The sequence below is a fragment of the Nannocystis bainbridge genome, from assembly GCF_028368995.1.
Lineage (GTDB): Bacteria > Myxococcota_A > Polyangia > Nannocystales > Nannocystaceae > Nannocystis > Nannocystis bainbridge.
Genome location: NZ_JAQNDL010000003.1, coordinates 2,395,447 through 2,409,195 on the forward strand (window position 1 = coordinate 2,395,447; position 13,749 = coordinate 2,409,195).

Below are 13,749 nucleotides of genomic sequence, written 5' to 3' on the forward strand. Positions count from 1 at the left end.
CCGCTGGCCCGAGCATTCGGATTTAACTCTCACGCCGGGCCCAGCCCCGGGGACAAACGATATGGCACCGAGAACATGTCCCACGAGACATGTTGAAAATCATCTGTCCCTCGGGACATCTCACGGGGCATCCCCGACTGCCATCAATCGCGGCGGTCGCGACCTCGGGTCGCGCGGATGCAGAGGCGCGAACGCGCGAGCTCCCGATCGCGCGCCGCCGGGCCCTGCGCGCCCCCGCGGCGCGGCTTGACGCGCGCGCGCGCGGCGACGTAGCGTGACCGTGGAGGTCTCTCTTGCTGCGCAGCACGTCGCGTCCGCTCCTCTCTCCTGGCGCCCTGGCGCTCGTCCTCGCCGGCTGCGGCGAACCTGGTGGCCGCGACTCGAGCAGCGATTCGGCGGGCATCACCTCGGTCGCCAGCAACAGCAGCCCCACCGCCGCCACCACCGTCACGCCGCCCGCCACCACCGGCGAGACCGGCGCCGGCACCAGCAGCACCGGCGACATCACCCCGACCACCGACGGGGTCGACACCACCGGCAACCTCCCCAAGCTCGACATCGGCGGCGTGCCCGACTTCGCCGGCGACGACACCGAGGGCCCGCCGCTGCCGCTGACCTGCGAGAACATCGCCATGCAGCCCGCGACCAGCGTCGGCTGCGAGTTCTGGGGCGTCGACCTGCCGATGCTGCAGTACAACGAGCTGGCCTACGGCATCAGCGTCGGCAACATGTCCGAAGAGCCAGCCATGATCACGATCGAGGACCTGCGCGGTCCGGGCGGGACCTTGCGGGTGATCACGCAATTGGAGGTCGCGCCCAAGCAGAGCCAGCTCGTCAAGATCAACGGCCTCGACGGCGTGGCCCCCGGCGACAACCAGGTCGCCAAGCAAGGCATCACCCCGGCGGCGGCGTTCCGCGTGACCTCGACGGTGCCGGTCACGGCGATGCAGATCAACCCGGTCGGCGGCGGCCCCTCGCACGTCGCCGAGGCCAGCCTGCTGCTGCCGCGCCAGGCGCTGGCGACTTCCCACTTCGCGACCTCGTACGCGTGGATGTTCGGCACCTGGACGGTGGTGGTCGCGGTCGAGGACGATACGACGATCACCACCTCGAACGGCGACGCCGCGCTCGACGCCTTCGGCGCCTGGACCTTCACGCCCGGCAGCGACACCACCGCGTTCTTCGTCGGCTCCGACAAGCCGGTGGCCGTGTTCTCGGGCACCGACTGCGTGCTGATCCCCGGCGACCCGTGGTACGCTTGCGACCACCTCGAGGAGCAGATGGTGCCGCTGGCCTCGTGGGGCACCAGCTACGTCGGCGCCCGCCACCCGCAGCGCGTGCCCGGCATCAACCCCGCGCCCGAGGAGGTCCGCTGGCGGATCGTCGGCGCCGTCGACGGCACCTCCGTCAACCTGCAGCCGCCGCAGCCCGGCGTCGGCGGCACGCTCAACATCGCCAAGGCCGGCCAGATCGTCGAGTTCGCCAGCACCGAGAGCTTCGTCGCCACCGGCGACCAGCCGTTCCAGCTGCTGCAATTCATGACCGGCTGCTACAACGTGATCAAGCAGACCGGCGATCCGAACAATTGCAGCCAGGGCCCGACCGGCGACCCGTACATGATCCAGGTGCCGCCGATCGAGCAATGGATGACGGCGCTGCCGTTCCTCACCGATACCTCGTACCCCCGCGATTTCGCCATCCTGATGCGCGAGGCCGGGACGACGATCGAGCTGGCCTGCCTCGGCGTGGTCTCCGACGACCACTTCACCGCGATCCCCGGCACCAACTACGAGGTCGGCTACGTCGAGCTCGACGACAACAGCGGCGAGGGCGACTGCGGCGACGGGGCCCACTTCATCAGCGCCGACGCCCCGATCGGGGTGATGGTGGCCGGCCTCGACTGGGCCACCTCCTACGGCTACCCCGGGGGCCTCAACTTCAAGTCGCTGTGGGTCCCGCCGACCGAGCCGCCGGGCTGATCGCCGCGTCCTCGATCTGTCCTGAGGGACATGTCACCCGTGCATTGTGGGGACATGTCCTTTCGGACATGCCGTCCTCGCCGGCCCCGCGCCAGATCACGCCGCGCAAATTTCGCAAGCGCGGCGCCGCTCTGCTACTCTCTGCCCCGATGCAGCCGGAAGTCTACGCCTGGGAGTTCGACATCCCCGTCGCCCGACCCTCGCTGTGGGCCTTCGTGTCCGACACCGAGCGGCTCAACCGGCTGGCCGGGGTGTTCCCGGTCCACTATCAATACAAGCCGCTCGACAGCGGCGGCAGCGAGGTCGTCGCCGAGGCGCGCACGGCGGGCATGCTGCTGCGGTGGGTCGAGCGCCCGTGCGAATGGGTCGAGCCGGAGTACTTCCGCTTCACCCGCGATTACAGCAAGGGCCCGTTCGTGCGCCTGGTGTCCGAGGTCCGCCTGCGCGACGGCGACCGGCCCGGCACCACCCGGTTGACGCACACGATCACCGTGACCCCGCGCCACTTCGTCGGTCGCATGCTCGCGCGGGTGGCCATCGGCGTGCAGACGAAGGCCGGCTTCGCCCGCGCCTACGCCCTCGCGCCGCAGTGGGCGGCCGGGCAAGAGCTGCCGGCGATCGGCAGCGAGCGCCTGCCGCCGCGCGGGTTCGCGGCCCGCGAGCTGCGGCGCGTGCTGGTGCCGCTGGCCCATCGCCTCGGTGAGCCGCAATTGGCCGAGCTGCTGACGCATCACCTGCTGAGCAAGCCCGACAGCGAGCTCGACAGCCTGTCGCCGTACACGCTGGCGCGCGCGTGGCAGGTCGAGCGCGGGCCGCTGCTGCGGCTGTTCCTCCACGCCACCAAGGCCGGCCTGTTCGACCTGCAGTACCACCTGATCTGCCCGTCGTGCCGGCGCAGCAAGGCCAACGTCACCAGCCTGGCCGACCTGCGCGAGGAGGGCCACTGCCCGAGCTGCAACATCCGCTTCGGCGTCGATTTCGACCGCGCGGTCGAGGTCCGCTTCTCGCCGCGCCCGCTCGGGGTCGGCGAGGACGCCGCGGAATACTGCCACGCCGGTCCGCGCAACACGCCGCACCGCGTCGCCGGTTGGAACTTCGAGCCAGGTACTTCGAGACAGGTCGAGACCACGCTCGAGCCCGGCCGCCACCAATTGCTGTCGCCGCAGGCCGGCTCGGTCTACTTCGAGGTCGTCGACGACGCCGACGCGCCGCGCGAGGCAGCGCTGACCCTCGCCGCCGACGGGCTGTCGGGCGCGCCCGAGCGGGTGCGCGCGGGCACGGTCCGCTTCGCCGTCGAAAGCCGGTTCGCCGCGCTCGCCGAGCTGATGATCGCGCGCGCCAAGTGGGCCGACGACGCGGTCACCGTGGCCGAGCTGACGGCCATGCAGGAGTTCCGCGAGCTGTTCGGCAGCGAGCTCCTGGCCCCCGGCGCCGAGTTCTCGATCCAGAACATGGTGTTCCTGTTCACCGACCTGGTCGGCTCGACCGCGATGTACGAGCGGCTCGGCGACGCGGCGGCGTTCGACCTGGTGCGCCGCCACTTCGACCTGCTGTCCGACATCTATTCGCAGCACGGCGGCGCGCTGGTCAAGACGATCGGTGACGCGATCATGGCGGTGTTCCGCCGCGGCGACGACGCCCTCCGCGCGGCGCTGGCGATGCACGCCAAGGTCCCTGCGCTGCGCGAGGCCGAGGGCGGCGCCGGCCTGGCCCTGCGCATCGGCCTCCACCGCGGGCCCTGCATCGCCATGACCGCCAACGAGCGCATCGACTACTTCGGCACCACGGTCAACACCGCCGCCCGCGTGCAGGGCATCGCCGGCGGCCACGAGGTCGCGCTCAGCCCGGCCATGCTCGAGCTGCCCGAGGTCCGCGCCGCCCTCGCCGCGACCAGGCTGCCCGCCCGCACCGAGGAGCTGAAGCTCAAGGGCCTGTCCGGCCGCCACGCGATCTCGATCGTCGAGGTGCCGCAGGGCGAGTGACCGTTCGGGAATGTCCTCTAGGGCATGTTCTTCGAGACATGCACCAAAGTGCATGCCCCTTCGGACATGCTCCGAGACCGCGTCACAGCGAGACGCCGAGCACGAAGCCGGGCCACACGCGCATCTCGTAAGGATCGATCGGGACCCGCTGCAGGGTCCACCCGTAGCCCATGCGCTGACGCCCGCCCTGGAGGTCGACGTCGAGGTTGAGGGTCGGGCCGCCCCACACCGCGAGGCGACGGTTGTCCTGCCAGCCGAACATCACGCGCAGGCTGCCAAGCACCGAGGGGTTGTCGCGGAACTTGAACTTCGGCTGCTGCCAGTAACTGCCGAGGTCGATGTCGAGATAAAACCGCTGCTTGATCGGGATGTGGCCGCCGAAGCCGAGGCCCGACATGAAGCCGCGGCCCTCGCCGCCCGGGTGCAGGCCGATCGCCAGGAACGAATAGGTGTACTTGGCGCGGAACTTGACCGCGAGGTTGAAGGCCGCGATGTCCGAGGTCCAGATGTCGGCATAGATGCCGCCCTTGCGGGTGATGTTGAGGACGCCGATCTGCGCGTCAGCCTCGTCGGCGTAGTTGAACACGCCGACCTGCGCGCCGCGGACCTTGCCGGTGGTCACGCCGATGACGCCGACCTGCGCGCCGCCGACCTCCTTACTGACGTTGACGGGGGCTATCTGGGCGCCGCCGACCGAGCGGGCCCAATTGACGCCGCCCGCGGCCTGGACCCCGCGCATGTGCCCGCGCAGGACGTTGACGCCGGCGGCCGCCTGGACGCCGCGGCCGTCGCCGCCGACGCTGTTGAAGCCGGCCGCGCCCTGGACCCCGCGCATGTCGCCGCGCACGAGGTTGAAGCCGGCGGTCGACTGGAAGCCGTGCACGCCGCCGCCGACGTAGTTGAAGCCGGCCGCCAGCTGGACCCCGCGCACCCGCTCGTCGACCCAGTTGGCGCCGCTGGCGATCTCGACGCCGTCGATCACCGCGGCGCGACCGACGATGAGGTTGAGCGAGAAGTGGTTGATGACCTTGCGCGTCTTCTCGAGCTTGTTGGTGGTCAGCGGATAGACGAAGCCGAACTGGACCGGAATGACGCGGTACTGCGACGGATCGATCGGGACCTCGTCGCCGCGCATGGTGGTCATCTCGGCGCCGACCGAGGTCAGCGCCGCGCGCGTCAGCTCGTTCTGCACCCCCGGCCGCACGTCGACGGTCCCGCGCCACTTGTTCGCGCCGTCGTCGATGACGACCGAGTAACGCCCGGGCTCGAGCGCCAGCGACACCGCGCCGGCGCCGACGCCCTTGTAGAGCTCGGCCGCGAGCCGACCGTCGCTGTCGCGCACGTAGACCCGCCCGCCGATGCTCGAGTGAATGTCGAGCGTCGCGGTGGTCTCACGCAGGTCGGTCATCACGAGGTCGCCGGTCCCGACCAGCTGGATGTCGTAGACGGGGTGCTGCGCGCGCCCCAGCGTGGTCTCGGTGCCCGCCAGCGTCTCGTCGAAGGCGAACCGATACGCCTCGTGCAAGGTGACCCGGCGATCGCGATTGACGTCGGCCGCGCCGCGCAGGCCCGACACTAGATAATGCGTGAAGTAGGAGCCGCCGATCCGGTCCGACTCCTGCGCGGCCTCCTCGGCGGAGCTCGAGGTGAGGAAGGCGTGACCCTGGATGTTGGCGTCGCCGGTCGACAGCGGCGGCCGCATCTTGCCGCCCTTGAGCCGCACGAACGCGCCCGAGGAGCACGAGTCGAGCAAGCCGAGGCGGACCTGGGCGTCGACGGCGTGGATGAGGCCGCGCAACCTGGGATAGTCGACCTGCGAGGTCCCGAGGTGCACGCCGCGATCGTCGGCGTGGCCGGAGTAATAAAAGAGGAACTGCACGCGCTCGCCGGCAGCCCGGGCCCTGGCGACGCGATCCTGGGCCCAGCGAAAGCCGTCGAGGAACTGCGTGGGGGACGGATCGATCAACACAAAGGCGTCCCGCCGATCGATGCCGCCGACGTCGGCGAGCACGCGCGAGAGGGCCTTGGCGTCGCTGCCGGCGTAGCGCAGCTTGACCCGCCCGGGCCCGCCGTCGTTGGCGCCGACGATCAGGGCGACCCGCCGCGTTTGCGGCTGCGGCACCGGCACGGCGGCCGCGTCGTCGTACACGGGCTCGCGCGGCGCGACTTCCAGCGCGCTGCCGAGCGCGAGCGCGGCCAGGCTAATCAGGGCGATCATGGCGACACCTTCTCGACCAAAAACGAGGACTGAGCCCAGCCCGCGGGCAACTGCAGCGGGCGCGTGGTGGCGTCGGTGAACGCCGCGATCGTCTTGAGCTCGGCGACCACCCGCGAGGCGTCGAGCGGCCCGTTGGCGGTCACGAACACGAACCGCTCGAAATTCGGGGCGGCGTCGAGCTCGTAAGCCTGGGCCAGCCGGACCGCGCCGCCCTGGCGCAGCGCCGTCGAACCGCCGGGCTCGCCCGGGAAATGCAGCGTGACCACGCCGGCGCCGTCGAGCGAGGCGACCACGCCGTGGGTCGCCCCGGCGGCGACGTAGCTGACCTGAAGCACATCCCCGGCGCCGGCCCGCGCCGGCGCCCGCAGCGGCTCGGCGACCTCGCCGACCTGACGGTGGATCACCAGGTGCGAGGCCAGGCCCTTGATCCGCACGCCGTCGCCGGCCTCCCCCTGGGACATGTCCCCGAGGACAGATGGTTCGCCGCTCGGCGCTGCGGGATCGCCCGGGCGCAGCATCACGATCGCCACCGCCGCGGCGGCGACCGCCGTCGGCAGGCCGAACCACACCATGCGCTGGCGGTTGGCGCGGGCCTCGGCGATGCGCCGCCCGGCTCGCCGCTCGACCTCGGCGGCCACCGCCGCGGCCGGGTGTGCGGCCAGGATCGCCGCGTCGGAGGCCCGCAGCGCCGCCAGCTCGGCCTCGTCGACCACCCCCGCGCGCTCGCCCGCCGCGATCTGCTCGAGATGCAGCGCCGGCCGCTGCCTGGTGCCCTTGTCGCTCATGCGGCCCCCTCTCGCGCCATCACGCCGGCGCGCAGCGTCCGCAGCCGCTTGCGGACCCCCGAGACCGAGAGCCCGACGCTCTCGGCGACCTCCTCGAGCGTCATGCCGTCGACGAGGTGCATCACCGCCATCGTGCCCGTCGACACCGGCTCGCGCGCGAACAACTTGTCGAGCACGACCCGCGCGACCCCGCGGGCCTCGGTGTCGTCGAGCGCGGCGATCTCCATCAGCAGCTCCGACTGCGGGTCCTCGGGCCGCCGCTTGATCGAGCGCAGCTTGTTGAGGCACACGTTGGTGGCGATCCGCCACAACAGGCTGCACGCGCCCTTGTCGACCAGGCGCTCGCGGTGCACCAGAAGTTGTACGAAGACATCGTGCATGGCATCCACCGCCTGCTGCTCGTCGCGCAGCAAGCTCCGGCAACGGCGCAGGACCATCGGTCCGTGGCGCTTGTAGGTGTCCTGGACGTCGATGGCCATCAGCCCCCGCTCGCCTCGACCCTCAAACACCGCCCGCAGCTTTGCCTGTCACTGCATCGCCGAACTTTTTTTGCGCGCGAACCCGCACGACCGCCGCCCGCGCCTGCACGGTCGCTCAGGCGAGCCCCTGTGAGGGACCACCCAGCCCTCCCGGTCGCGCCGCGCGGCATGGCGGGATGATTGTCCAGGCGCACACCGCCTCGCAAGGGCGCCGCGGACGGTGACACTTCCGCGGCCCCGCGGTGTTCGAGGTCGCATGCCCCGTGACCTCCGCTATCTCACCCCGGCGCTCCTCCTGCTCGCGAGCGCGTGCAAGGACGAGGACCCCGCGCCAGCCGACGAGACGACTTATTGGCAGCACGTCGCGCCGATCTTCTTCGACCGCTGCGTCGGTTGCCACACTGAAGGAGGCATCGCGCCGTTCCGCCTCGACAACTATGAGGATGCGAGCACCTGGGCCAGCTCGAGCGCCGCCGCCGTGGCCGCGCGGACCATGCCGCCGTGGCTGCTGACCTCGGACGGCAGCTGCGGCGAGTTCCGCGGCTCGATGGCGCTGTCGCAGGAGCAGATCGACACCATCGCCGCGTGGGCCGACGCCGACGCGCCCGAGGGCGAGCCGCGCACCGACCTCAAGCCGGCCGAGCCGCCGCGGCTCGAGTCGGGCCTCGACCTCGTCACCCCCGAATTCGTGCCGCAGGCCGAAGGCGGCCCGCTGGCGGCCTTCGACGAGTACCGCTGCTTCTTGCTCGAGCCCGGCCTCGACCGCGACCGCTTCATCACCGGCTACGAGGTCACGCCGGGCAACCCGCAGCTGGTACACCACGCGCTGGCCATGCCGGTCGACCTCGACGCCGAGTCGTGGCGCGGCGACGGCAGCACCAACCGCGAGGTCATCGAGGCGCTCGACGGCGACAGCCCCGACCGCGACGGCTGGCCGTGCTTCAGCGCCGCCGGCGAGGGCGTCTCGGTGACCCAGCAGCCGGTGACCTGGGCCCCGGGCATGGGCTTCGTCGACTACCCCGCGGGCACCGGCGTGCGCCTGCGGGACACCGACGTGGTGGTCGTGCAGCTCCACTACAACCTCCACGACGGCCCCGGCAGCACCGCCTCCGACAGCACCCAGGTGCGCCTGCGCCTCGCGGACGAGGTCGAGCGCGAGGGCGTGTTCCTCATGGTCGACCACTTCCTCGACACGCTTTTCTACGGCGAGCCCGCCGAGCTCCCGCCCGGCCAGGCCGCGGCGAAGTACGAGTCCGAGACGCACATCGGCGACTGGCTGCTCGCCGAGGTCGGCGCCGAGTCGCTCGAGCTGCACGGCATCTTCCCGCACATGCACGAGCGCGGCCGCAAGTGGCGCGTCACCATGTCCGACGACGCCGGCGAGCAGTGCCTGGGCGACGTCCAGCGCTGGGACTTCGCCTGGCAGATGTACTACTTCTTCACCGACCCGCCGCGGATCACCAGCAAATCGCACCTCAAGATCAGCTGCGAATTCGACACCAGCGCCGACAAGGAGCCGATCACCCCCGGCTGGGGCACGCAGAACGAGATGTGCCTGGCCGGCCTGTTCGTCGTCCCGCCGAAGTGACTCCTTTCTAAAATGTCCCCAAGAGCATGTCCTCAGCGACATGCTCCTTGGGGCATCCAGCGATGACAGAATCGACGACGCGCGGGCCGAGCGCGAACGCACCGGCTCGCGACACGCTCATGTCCCTCAGGCCAGGTTCTCGGGCGAACCGACGCCGCCGAAGCGGGTCGCCAGGGTGCGCACGAACGCGGCCAGCCACGGCTGCATCGCGTCGAGCTCGCGCTCGATCGTCTTGGAGGTCACCACCACCAGCTCGCTGTCGGTCAGCGCCACCACGCTGGCGGTGCGCGGCGACGCGGCGAAGATCGCGGTCTCGCCGAACACGTCGCCGGGGCCGAGCTCGCGCAGCACCACCTTGCCCTGGCCCCCTTTTTTAAACACCTGCAGCGTGCCGGCGCGGACGATGTAGGCCGCCTCGCCGACCTCGCCCTCGCGGATCACGAGCTCGCCCGCGGCGACGCTCGTCACCGCGAAGCTGCCGCCGCCGCGCAGCAGCGCCTTGATGTCCTCGATCAGGTCGTCGACGCGGGGGTAGCGGTCGGCCGGCTTGAGCGCCAGCGCCTTCATGCAGATCCGCACCAGCTCCGGCGGGAAAGTGATCGCGGCGCCGACGACGACGTCCGGCGGCGTGACCTCGCCGCGCTGCGCCATCTTCAGCACGCGCTTGGGGTCGGGGTCCTGATAGAGCGGGCGGCCGGTCAGCAGCTCGAACAGCAGGCCGCCGAGCAGGAACACGTCGGAGCGCTCGTCGAGCGACTTGCGGCGGCCCTGCGCCTGCTCGGGCGACATGTACTCCGGCGTGCCCCAGACGATGTTGTCGGCCTCCTCCGGGCGCAGCGGCGGCAGGTTCTCGTGCGTCCACACGTCCTCGGCCCCGGCGCGCGGCGGCAGCAGCAGCGCGTTACCCCAGTCCATCACGAACACCTGGCCGTAGGCGCCGACCATGACGTTCGCTGTCTTGATGTCGCAGTGCAGCACCCCGCGGCTGTGGGCGAACGCGACGCCGTCGCACACCTTGACGAACGCGTCGAGGCGGCGCTGCAGCTGGTCGGGCGTGCGCGGCGGTCGGCCGGCGATCAGCGAGTACAGCGAGCGGCCCTCGATCAGCTTCATCGTGAAGAAGATGCCGCCGTCCGGGTCGCGCCCGAGCTCGTAGATCGGGGCGATGTTGGGGTGGTCGAGCTGGCCGGACACCTGGGCCTCGCGGATGAACGCGTGCACCAGCAGGTAGTACTCGTACGAGCCGGGCTGCAGGGTCTTGAGCGCCATCCGCCGCTGCAGCGACTTGTCGAACGCGACCCGCACCGAGCCGACCCCGCCGGTAGCGATCACCTCACCGATGCGCAGGTGGTTCATCGCCGCCGGCAGCACCGACTGGACCAGCGCGCGCGTGCGGTCGTCGAGCGCGATCACCTCGCCGTCGAGCCCGACGACGGTGATCGGGATGTCCACGGTCTCCTCGTCCATCGCGCGCCACCCTATCACGCGGCTGCGCTCATCGCATCCGCTGCAGCTGGTACCGCAGCTGCCGCAGACCGCCGCGCATGCGGGCCCGCAGGTGCCCGAGGTTGCGCCGCGTCAGCAGCTCGCGCGGCCGCAGGTACACCTCGGCGTTGAACATCGACAGCAAGATCCGGTGACGGCGCCAGTTCTTCGCCCCGCGCACCACCCGGAGCCGCGCCGACACCCCCAGCGTCTGCAGCCCGAACGGCTGCGTCAGCGCGAACAGCAGCGGCTGCCCGCACACCTCGACGTCGGCCGCCGCCCCGCGCACCACCTCGCAGCGCCCGCGCGCCAGGTCGAGGCGCAGCGTGACCTCGAGGTCGCGCACGTCGATCGTCACCGGAGCCAGCCACGCGCGCAGCAGCCACCTCGGGTAGTGCTCGGCCAGGCGGGTCGCCAGCGTCTGGGCCGCGGCGATCAGCGCCGGCAGCTCGACCGGCGTCGGCGGGTCGAGCGGGGCCGCGCTCGCGCGCGCGAACGCCTCGTCCCACAGCTTCAGCGCCGGCCGCGAGTCCCACGCCGCGCCGACCTCGTAGTCATCACCCGGCGCGATCACGTCGAGGCGCAGCCCGAGGTGCTCGAACGCCGCCGCCACGCGCCCTGGCGTGTTGGCGTACGCGTTCATGTACGCGTTGTCCTCGCACGAGAAGCGGACGAAGCTGGCGATCGGGATCGTCGTCTCGGCGCCGAGGTCGCGATGGTTGGCGATCATGCTGTCGACGATCGCCCGCGCCTTTCGCGGCAGCCGCTCGTCACGGTCGGCCTCGCCGCCGTAGCCGGCCAGCGAGAACTGGTTCAGCACCACCTGCGCCGGCCCGAGGTCGCCGCGGATGATGCGGCAGTCACCGGCGGCGGCCTCGGCGTCGTTGACGTTCACGAGACATGTCCCATCGGCCATGACCGCGAGGACAGAGTCCATCTGCCCGACCTGATAGCAGTACACCTGCAGCCCCGGGCGCAGGTCGACCAGGGCCCGGTGCGGCAACAGGCGGACGTCGGCGAAGCCGAGGCGGGCGAACGCCTGCGGCATCTTGTCCGTCGGCATCTGCTGGAACAGCACCGTGACGCGGCGCTTGAACGCCGGCGGCAGGTCGCGCAGCGTCGGCAGGTGGAAGTGGTCGGGGTGCTCGTGCGAGACCCACAGATAATCGACCTGCTCGAGCCACGCCGCGTCCCACACCGGAGGCGTCACCAGCGACCACGAGTTATTAAAAACCTTGCCGCCGAGCCATGGGTCGGTCCAGATCGTCGCCCCCCCGGCCTCGATCAGCAGCGACGCGTGGGCCACCAGGCGCAGCTTCATCGCCGGCCCCTCCCGCGATCGACCGGTCGCACGGCGACCCGGGACGCGATCACGATCTCAGGCCGCTGCATGCCGTCCACGGTCCACGGTAGCAAGCGGCCCCGGTCCTGCCAACCGCGCCGCGCGCAGGCATGAGGTCCGCGGGCCTCACCCGCCCAGATCGAGCTCGCCGAGGTGCTGCGTGGCGTTCTGGACCTGGATGTCCCATCGGCCATCCGCGCGGTGGCGCAGGCGATAGAGCCCGGCCAGCGACACCGGCAGCGCGATCGCCTCGGCCTGCGGCATGCCGGTGAGCGCCGCGATCACGGCCTTGATCACGCCCTTGTGCAGCACCGCGACCACGCGCGGGCTCGCGGGCATGGCCAGGGTCCGGCGCGCGCCGGCCTGCACGCGGTCCCAGAACGCCTGCCGCGACTCGCCGCCGGGGTAGGTGAAGCCGAGCCCCTCGGCGAGGTAGCGGCCGTGGCCGGTGGGGTCGCGCTCGGCGACCTCGGCGAAGGTGAGGCCCTCCCACGCGCCGAAATCGACCTCGGCGAACTCGGGCACCACCGTCACCGGCGGGGGCGGCCGCTGACCGCCGGCGACCAGCGACGCCGCGGCCCGCGAGCGCTGCAGCGGCGACGCCAGCACCGCCGCGAAGGCGGGCTCGGCCGCCAGCGCGACCGCCACGCGCTCGATCTGCTGCAGCCCGAGCGACGACAGCGCCACGTCCGTGGCCCCGTGGAGGCGGATCGACGACTGGCCGTCGGTCTCGCCGTGGCGGACCAGCACGAGCTCGGCGGGGGCTGTCGACATGGCGCTCTGGCACCTGGGGTACGCCACGTCCGCGGCTGCGTCAACGGCCCGCCGGCGTGCACACGCCGCGCTTGCGGACGCGGCGGCCTCTGACATATAACGAACCCGCGAAATGGCCTCACGAACGCCACGGCGCCCGGCTTCGGAGGCTGTTCCAGGTGCGAGCGCACCGCGCCCCGCGGGTGCCGACGGTGCCCGCTCGGAGGCCGAGTCGGGCGGTCGCCCGGCCGCCGATGCGACCTCGGAGATCGCGCTGCTCGGCGAGGGCGACATCGGCGCGGCCGAGCTGACGCGCCGCCTCGCCGACAACATCCGCACCCTCCGCAAGGCCCGCGGCTACTCGCTCGACGACATGGCCCGAAGGTCAGGTGTCTCGCGGGCCAGCCTCTCGCAGGTCGAGACCGCCAAGACCAACCCGACGATCGCCATCCTGTGGAAGATCGCCGCCGGGCTCGAGGTGCCGTTCTCCGCCCTGCTCGGGGCCGACAAGACCGAGCGCGTCAGCGTGCTGCGCCGCCCCGACCAGCGGGTCCTCCGCTCGGCCGACGGCCAGCTCGAGAGCCGCCCGCTCACCCCCGCCGGCACCCTCGGCGGCGTCGAGGTCTACGAGCTGCGCCTGGCCCCCCGCGCCGTCCACAGCTCCGAGCCCCACGCCCCCGGCACCGGCGAGAGCGTGACCGTCCTGGTCGGCCAGCTGCGCCTGCGCGTCGCCGAGGAGGTCCACGACCTCTCCGCCGGCGACACCGCCAGCTTCGCCGCCGACGTCGGCCACAGCTACGAGAACCCGGGCCGCACGCACACGCTGGTCCACAACGTGATCGTCTACCAGCGCTAGCGATCTGTCCCGCGGGACAGGTTGATTCGCCGGGGCCGCTGCGACCGATCCTCGGGTCATGGACCTCGGGACGACTCGCGTCCGCGACGACCTGTCCTCCGGGACAAATCGCTAGCGCTTCGCGTGACCGGGCGGGCAGACTCGCGGTGACCTGTCCTTCGAGACACCTTGTCATCACGAGCGGTCCCAAGCGCCGGGCCGCGCGCGACCTGTCCCTCAGGTCAGATCATCGCCGAGCGCGCTCGCGGGTCCGCGGCCGGGCCCCGCCGCGCGCGGCACGTC

The 13,749-nt window shown here is 71.6% G+C and carries 10 protein-coding genes; 4 read left to right on the top strand and 6 right to left on the bottom strand.

The window, feature by feature from the left end; all coding sequences use genetic code 11:
• Positions 1 to 293 precede the first annotated feature (293 nt).
• Together POL25_RS34745 and POL25_RS34750 are read left to right on the top strand one after the other, a co-directional pair.
• Positions 294 to 1,979: an IgGFc-binding protein gene (locus tag POL25_RS34745; protein ID WP_272090609.1), complete on the top strand. Its 1,686-nt coding sequence runs from the start codon at positions 294 to 296 to the stop codon at positions 1,977 to 1,979.
• Positions 1,980 to 2,128: 149 nt separating this feature from the next.
• Positions 2,129 to 3,961, top strand: coding sequence for an adenylate/guanylate cyclase domain-containing protein (locus POL25_RS34750; protein ID WP_272090610.1), 1,833 nt, complete (start codon positions 2,129 to 2,131; stop codon positions 3,959 to 3,961).
• An 82-nt stretch (positions 3,962 to 4,043) separates the two neighbouring features.
• On the opposite strand, the gene POL25_RS34755 is transcribed toward POL25_RS34750, so the two are convergent.
• Genes POL25_RS34755 through POL25_RS34765 form a run of 3 tightly spaced genes read right to left on the bottom strand, consistent with a single transcriptional unit; the run spans position 4,044 to position 7,443 of the window.
• Positions 4,044 to 6,179, bottom strand: coding sequence for a caspase family protein (locus POL25_RS34755; protein WP_272090611.1), 2,136 nt, complete (start codon positions 6,177 to 6,179; stop codon positions 4,044 to 4,046).
• Positions 6,176 to 6,964 (bottom strand): hypothetical protein, encoded by a 789-nt coding sequence (locus POL25_RS34760; protein ID WP_272090612.1) that lies wholly within the window; start codon positions 6,962 to 6,964, stop codon positions 6,176 to 6,178. Before POL25_RS34760 ends, POL25_RS34755 begins: the two co-directional genes overlap by 4 nt.
• Positions 6,961 to 7,443 (bottom strand): RNA polymerase sigma factor, encoded by a 483-nt coding sequence (locus tag POL25_RS34765; protein ID WP_272091152.1) that lies wholly within the window; start codon positions 7,441 to 7,443, stop codon positions 6,961 to 6,963. The genes POL25_RS34760 and POL25_RS34765 overlap by 4 nt, the downstream gene beginning before the upstream one ends.
• Before the next feature lie 256 nt (positions 7,444 to 7,699).
• Between POL25_RS34765 and POL25_RS34770 the strand changes: the two genes are divergently transcribed.
• Entirely contained in the window at positions 7,700 to 9,031 is a 1,332-nt protein-coding gene (locus tag POL25_RS34770; protein WP_272090613.1) for a monooxygenase, read from the top strand.
• A gap of 126 nt (positions 9,032 to 9,157) precedes the next feature.
• Here POL25_RS34770 and POL25_RS34775 read toward each other — a convergent pair whose 3' ends face one another.
• From POL25_RS34775 to POL25_RS34785, 3 genes are all read right to left on the bottom strand, one after another.
• Complete coding sequence (locus POL25_RS34775) at positions 9,158 to 10,498, bottom strand: protein kinase domain-containing protein (protein WP_272090614.1); 1,341 nt, start codon at positions 10,496 to 10,498, stop codon at positions 9,158 to 9,160.
• Positions 10,499 to 10,526: 28 nt separating this feature from the next.
• Positions 10,527 to 11,837 carry an MBL fold metallo-hydrolase gene (locus POL25_RS34780; protein ID WP_272090615.1) on the bottom strand — a complete coding sequence of 437 codons (1,311 nt, stop codon included), beginning with the start codon at positions 11,835 to 11,837 and terminating at the stop codon, positions 10,527 to 10,529.
• Positions 11,838 to 11,984: 147 nt separating this feature from the next.
• Positions 11,985 to 12,632: a histidine phosphatase family protein gene (locus tag POL25_RS34785; RefSeq protein ID WP_272090616.1), complete on the bottom strand. Its 648-nt coding sequence runs from the start codon at positions 12,630 to 12,632 to the stop codon at positions 11,985 to 11,987.
• Positions 12,633 to 12,744: 112 nt separating this feature from the next.
• On the opposite strand from POL25_RS34785, the gene POL25_RS34790 reads away from it, so the two are divergent.
• Positions 12,745 to 13,467, top strand: a complete 723-nt coding sequence (locus POL25_RS34790) for a helix-turn-helix domain-containing protein (RefSeq protein ID WP_272090617.1) — start codon at positions 12,745 to 12,747, stop codon at positions 13,465 to 13,467.
• Positions 13,468 to 13,749: the final 282 nt, after the last annotated feature.

Coding starts and splice junctions, on each gene's coding strand:
- POL25_RS34750 (WP_272090610.1), top strand. CDS start 2,129: ATGCAGCCGGAAGTCTACGCCTGGGAGTTCGACATCCCCGTCGCCCGA.
- POL25_RS34755 (WP_272090611.1), bottom strand. CDS start 6,179: ATGATCGCCCTGATTAGCCTGGCCGCGCTCGCGCTCGGCAGCGCGCTG.
- POL25_RS34760 (WP_272090612.1), bottom strand. CDS start 6,964: ATGAGCGACAAGGGCACCAGGCAGCGGCCGGCGCTGCATCTCGAGCAG.
- POL25_RS34765 (WP_272091152.1), bottom strand. CDS start 7,443: ATGGCCATCGACGTCCAGGACACCTACAAGCGCCACGGACCGATGGTC.
- POL25_RS34770 (WP_272090613.1), top strand. CDS start 7,700: ATGCCCCGTGACCTCCGCTATCTCACCCCGGCGCTCCTCCTGCTCGCG.
- POL25_RS34775 (WP_272090614.1), bottom strand. CDS start 10,498: ATGGACGAGGAGACCGTGGACATCCCGATCACCGTCGTCGGGCTCGAC.
- POL25_RS34780 (WP_272090615.1), bottom strand. CDS start 11,837: ATGAAGCTGCGCCTGGTGGCCCACGCGTCGCTGCTGATCGAGGCCGGG.
- POL25_RS34785 (WP_272090616.1), bottom strand. CDS start 12,632: ATGTCGACAGCCCCCGCCGAGCTCGTGCTGGTCCGCCACGGCGAGACC.
- POL25_RS34790 (WP_272090617.1), top strand. CDS start 12,745: ATGGCCTCACGAACGCCACGGCGCCCGGCTTCGGAGGCTGTTCCAGGT.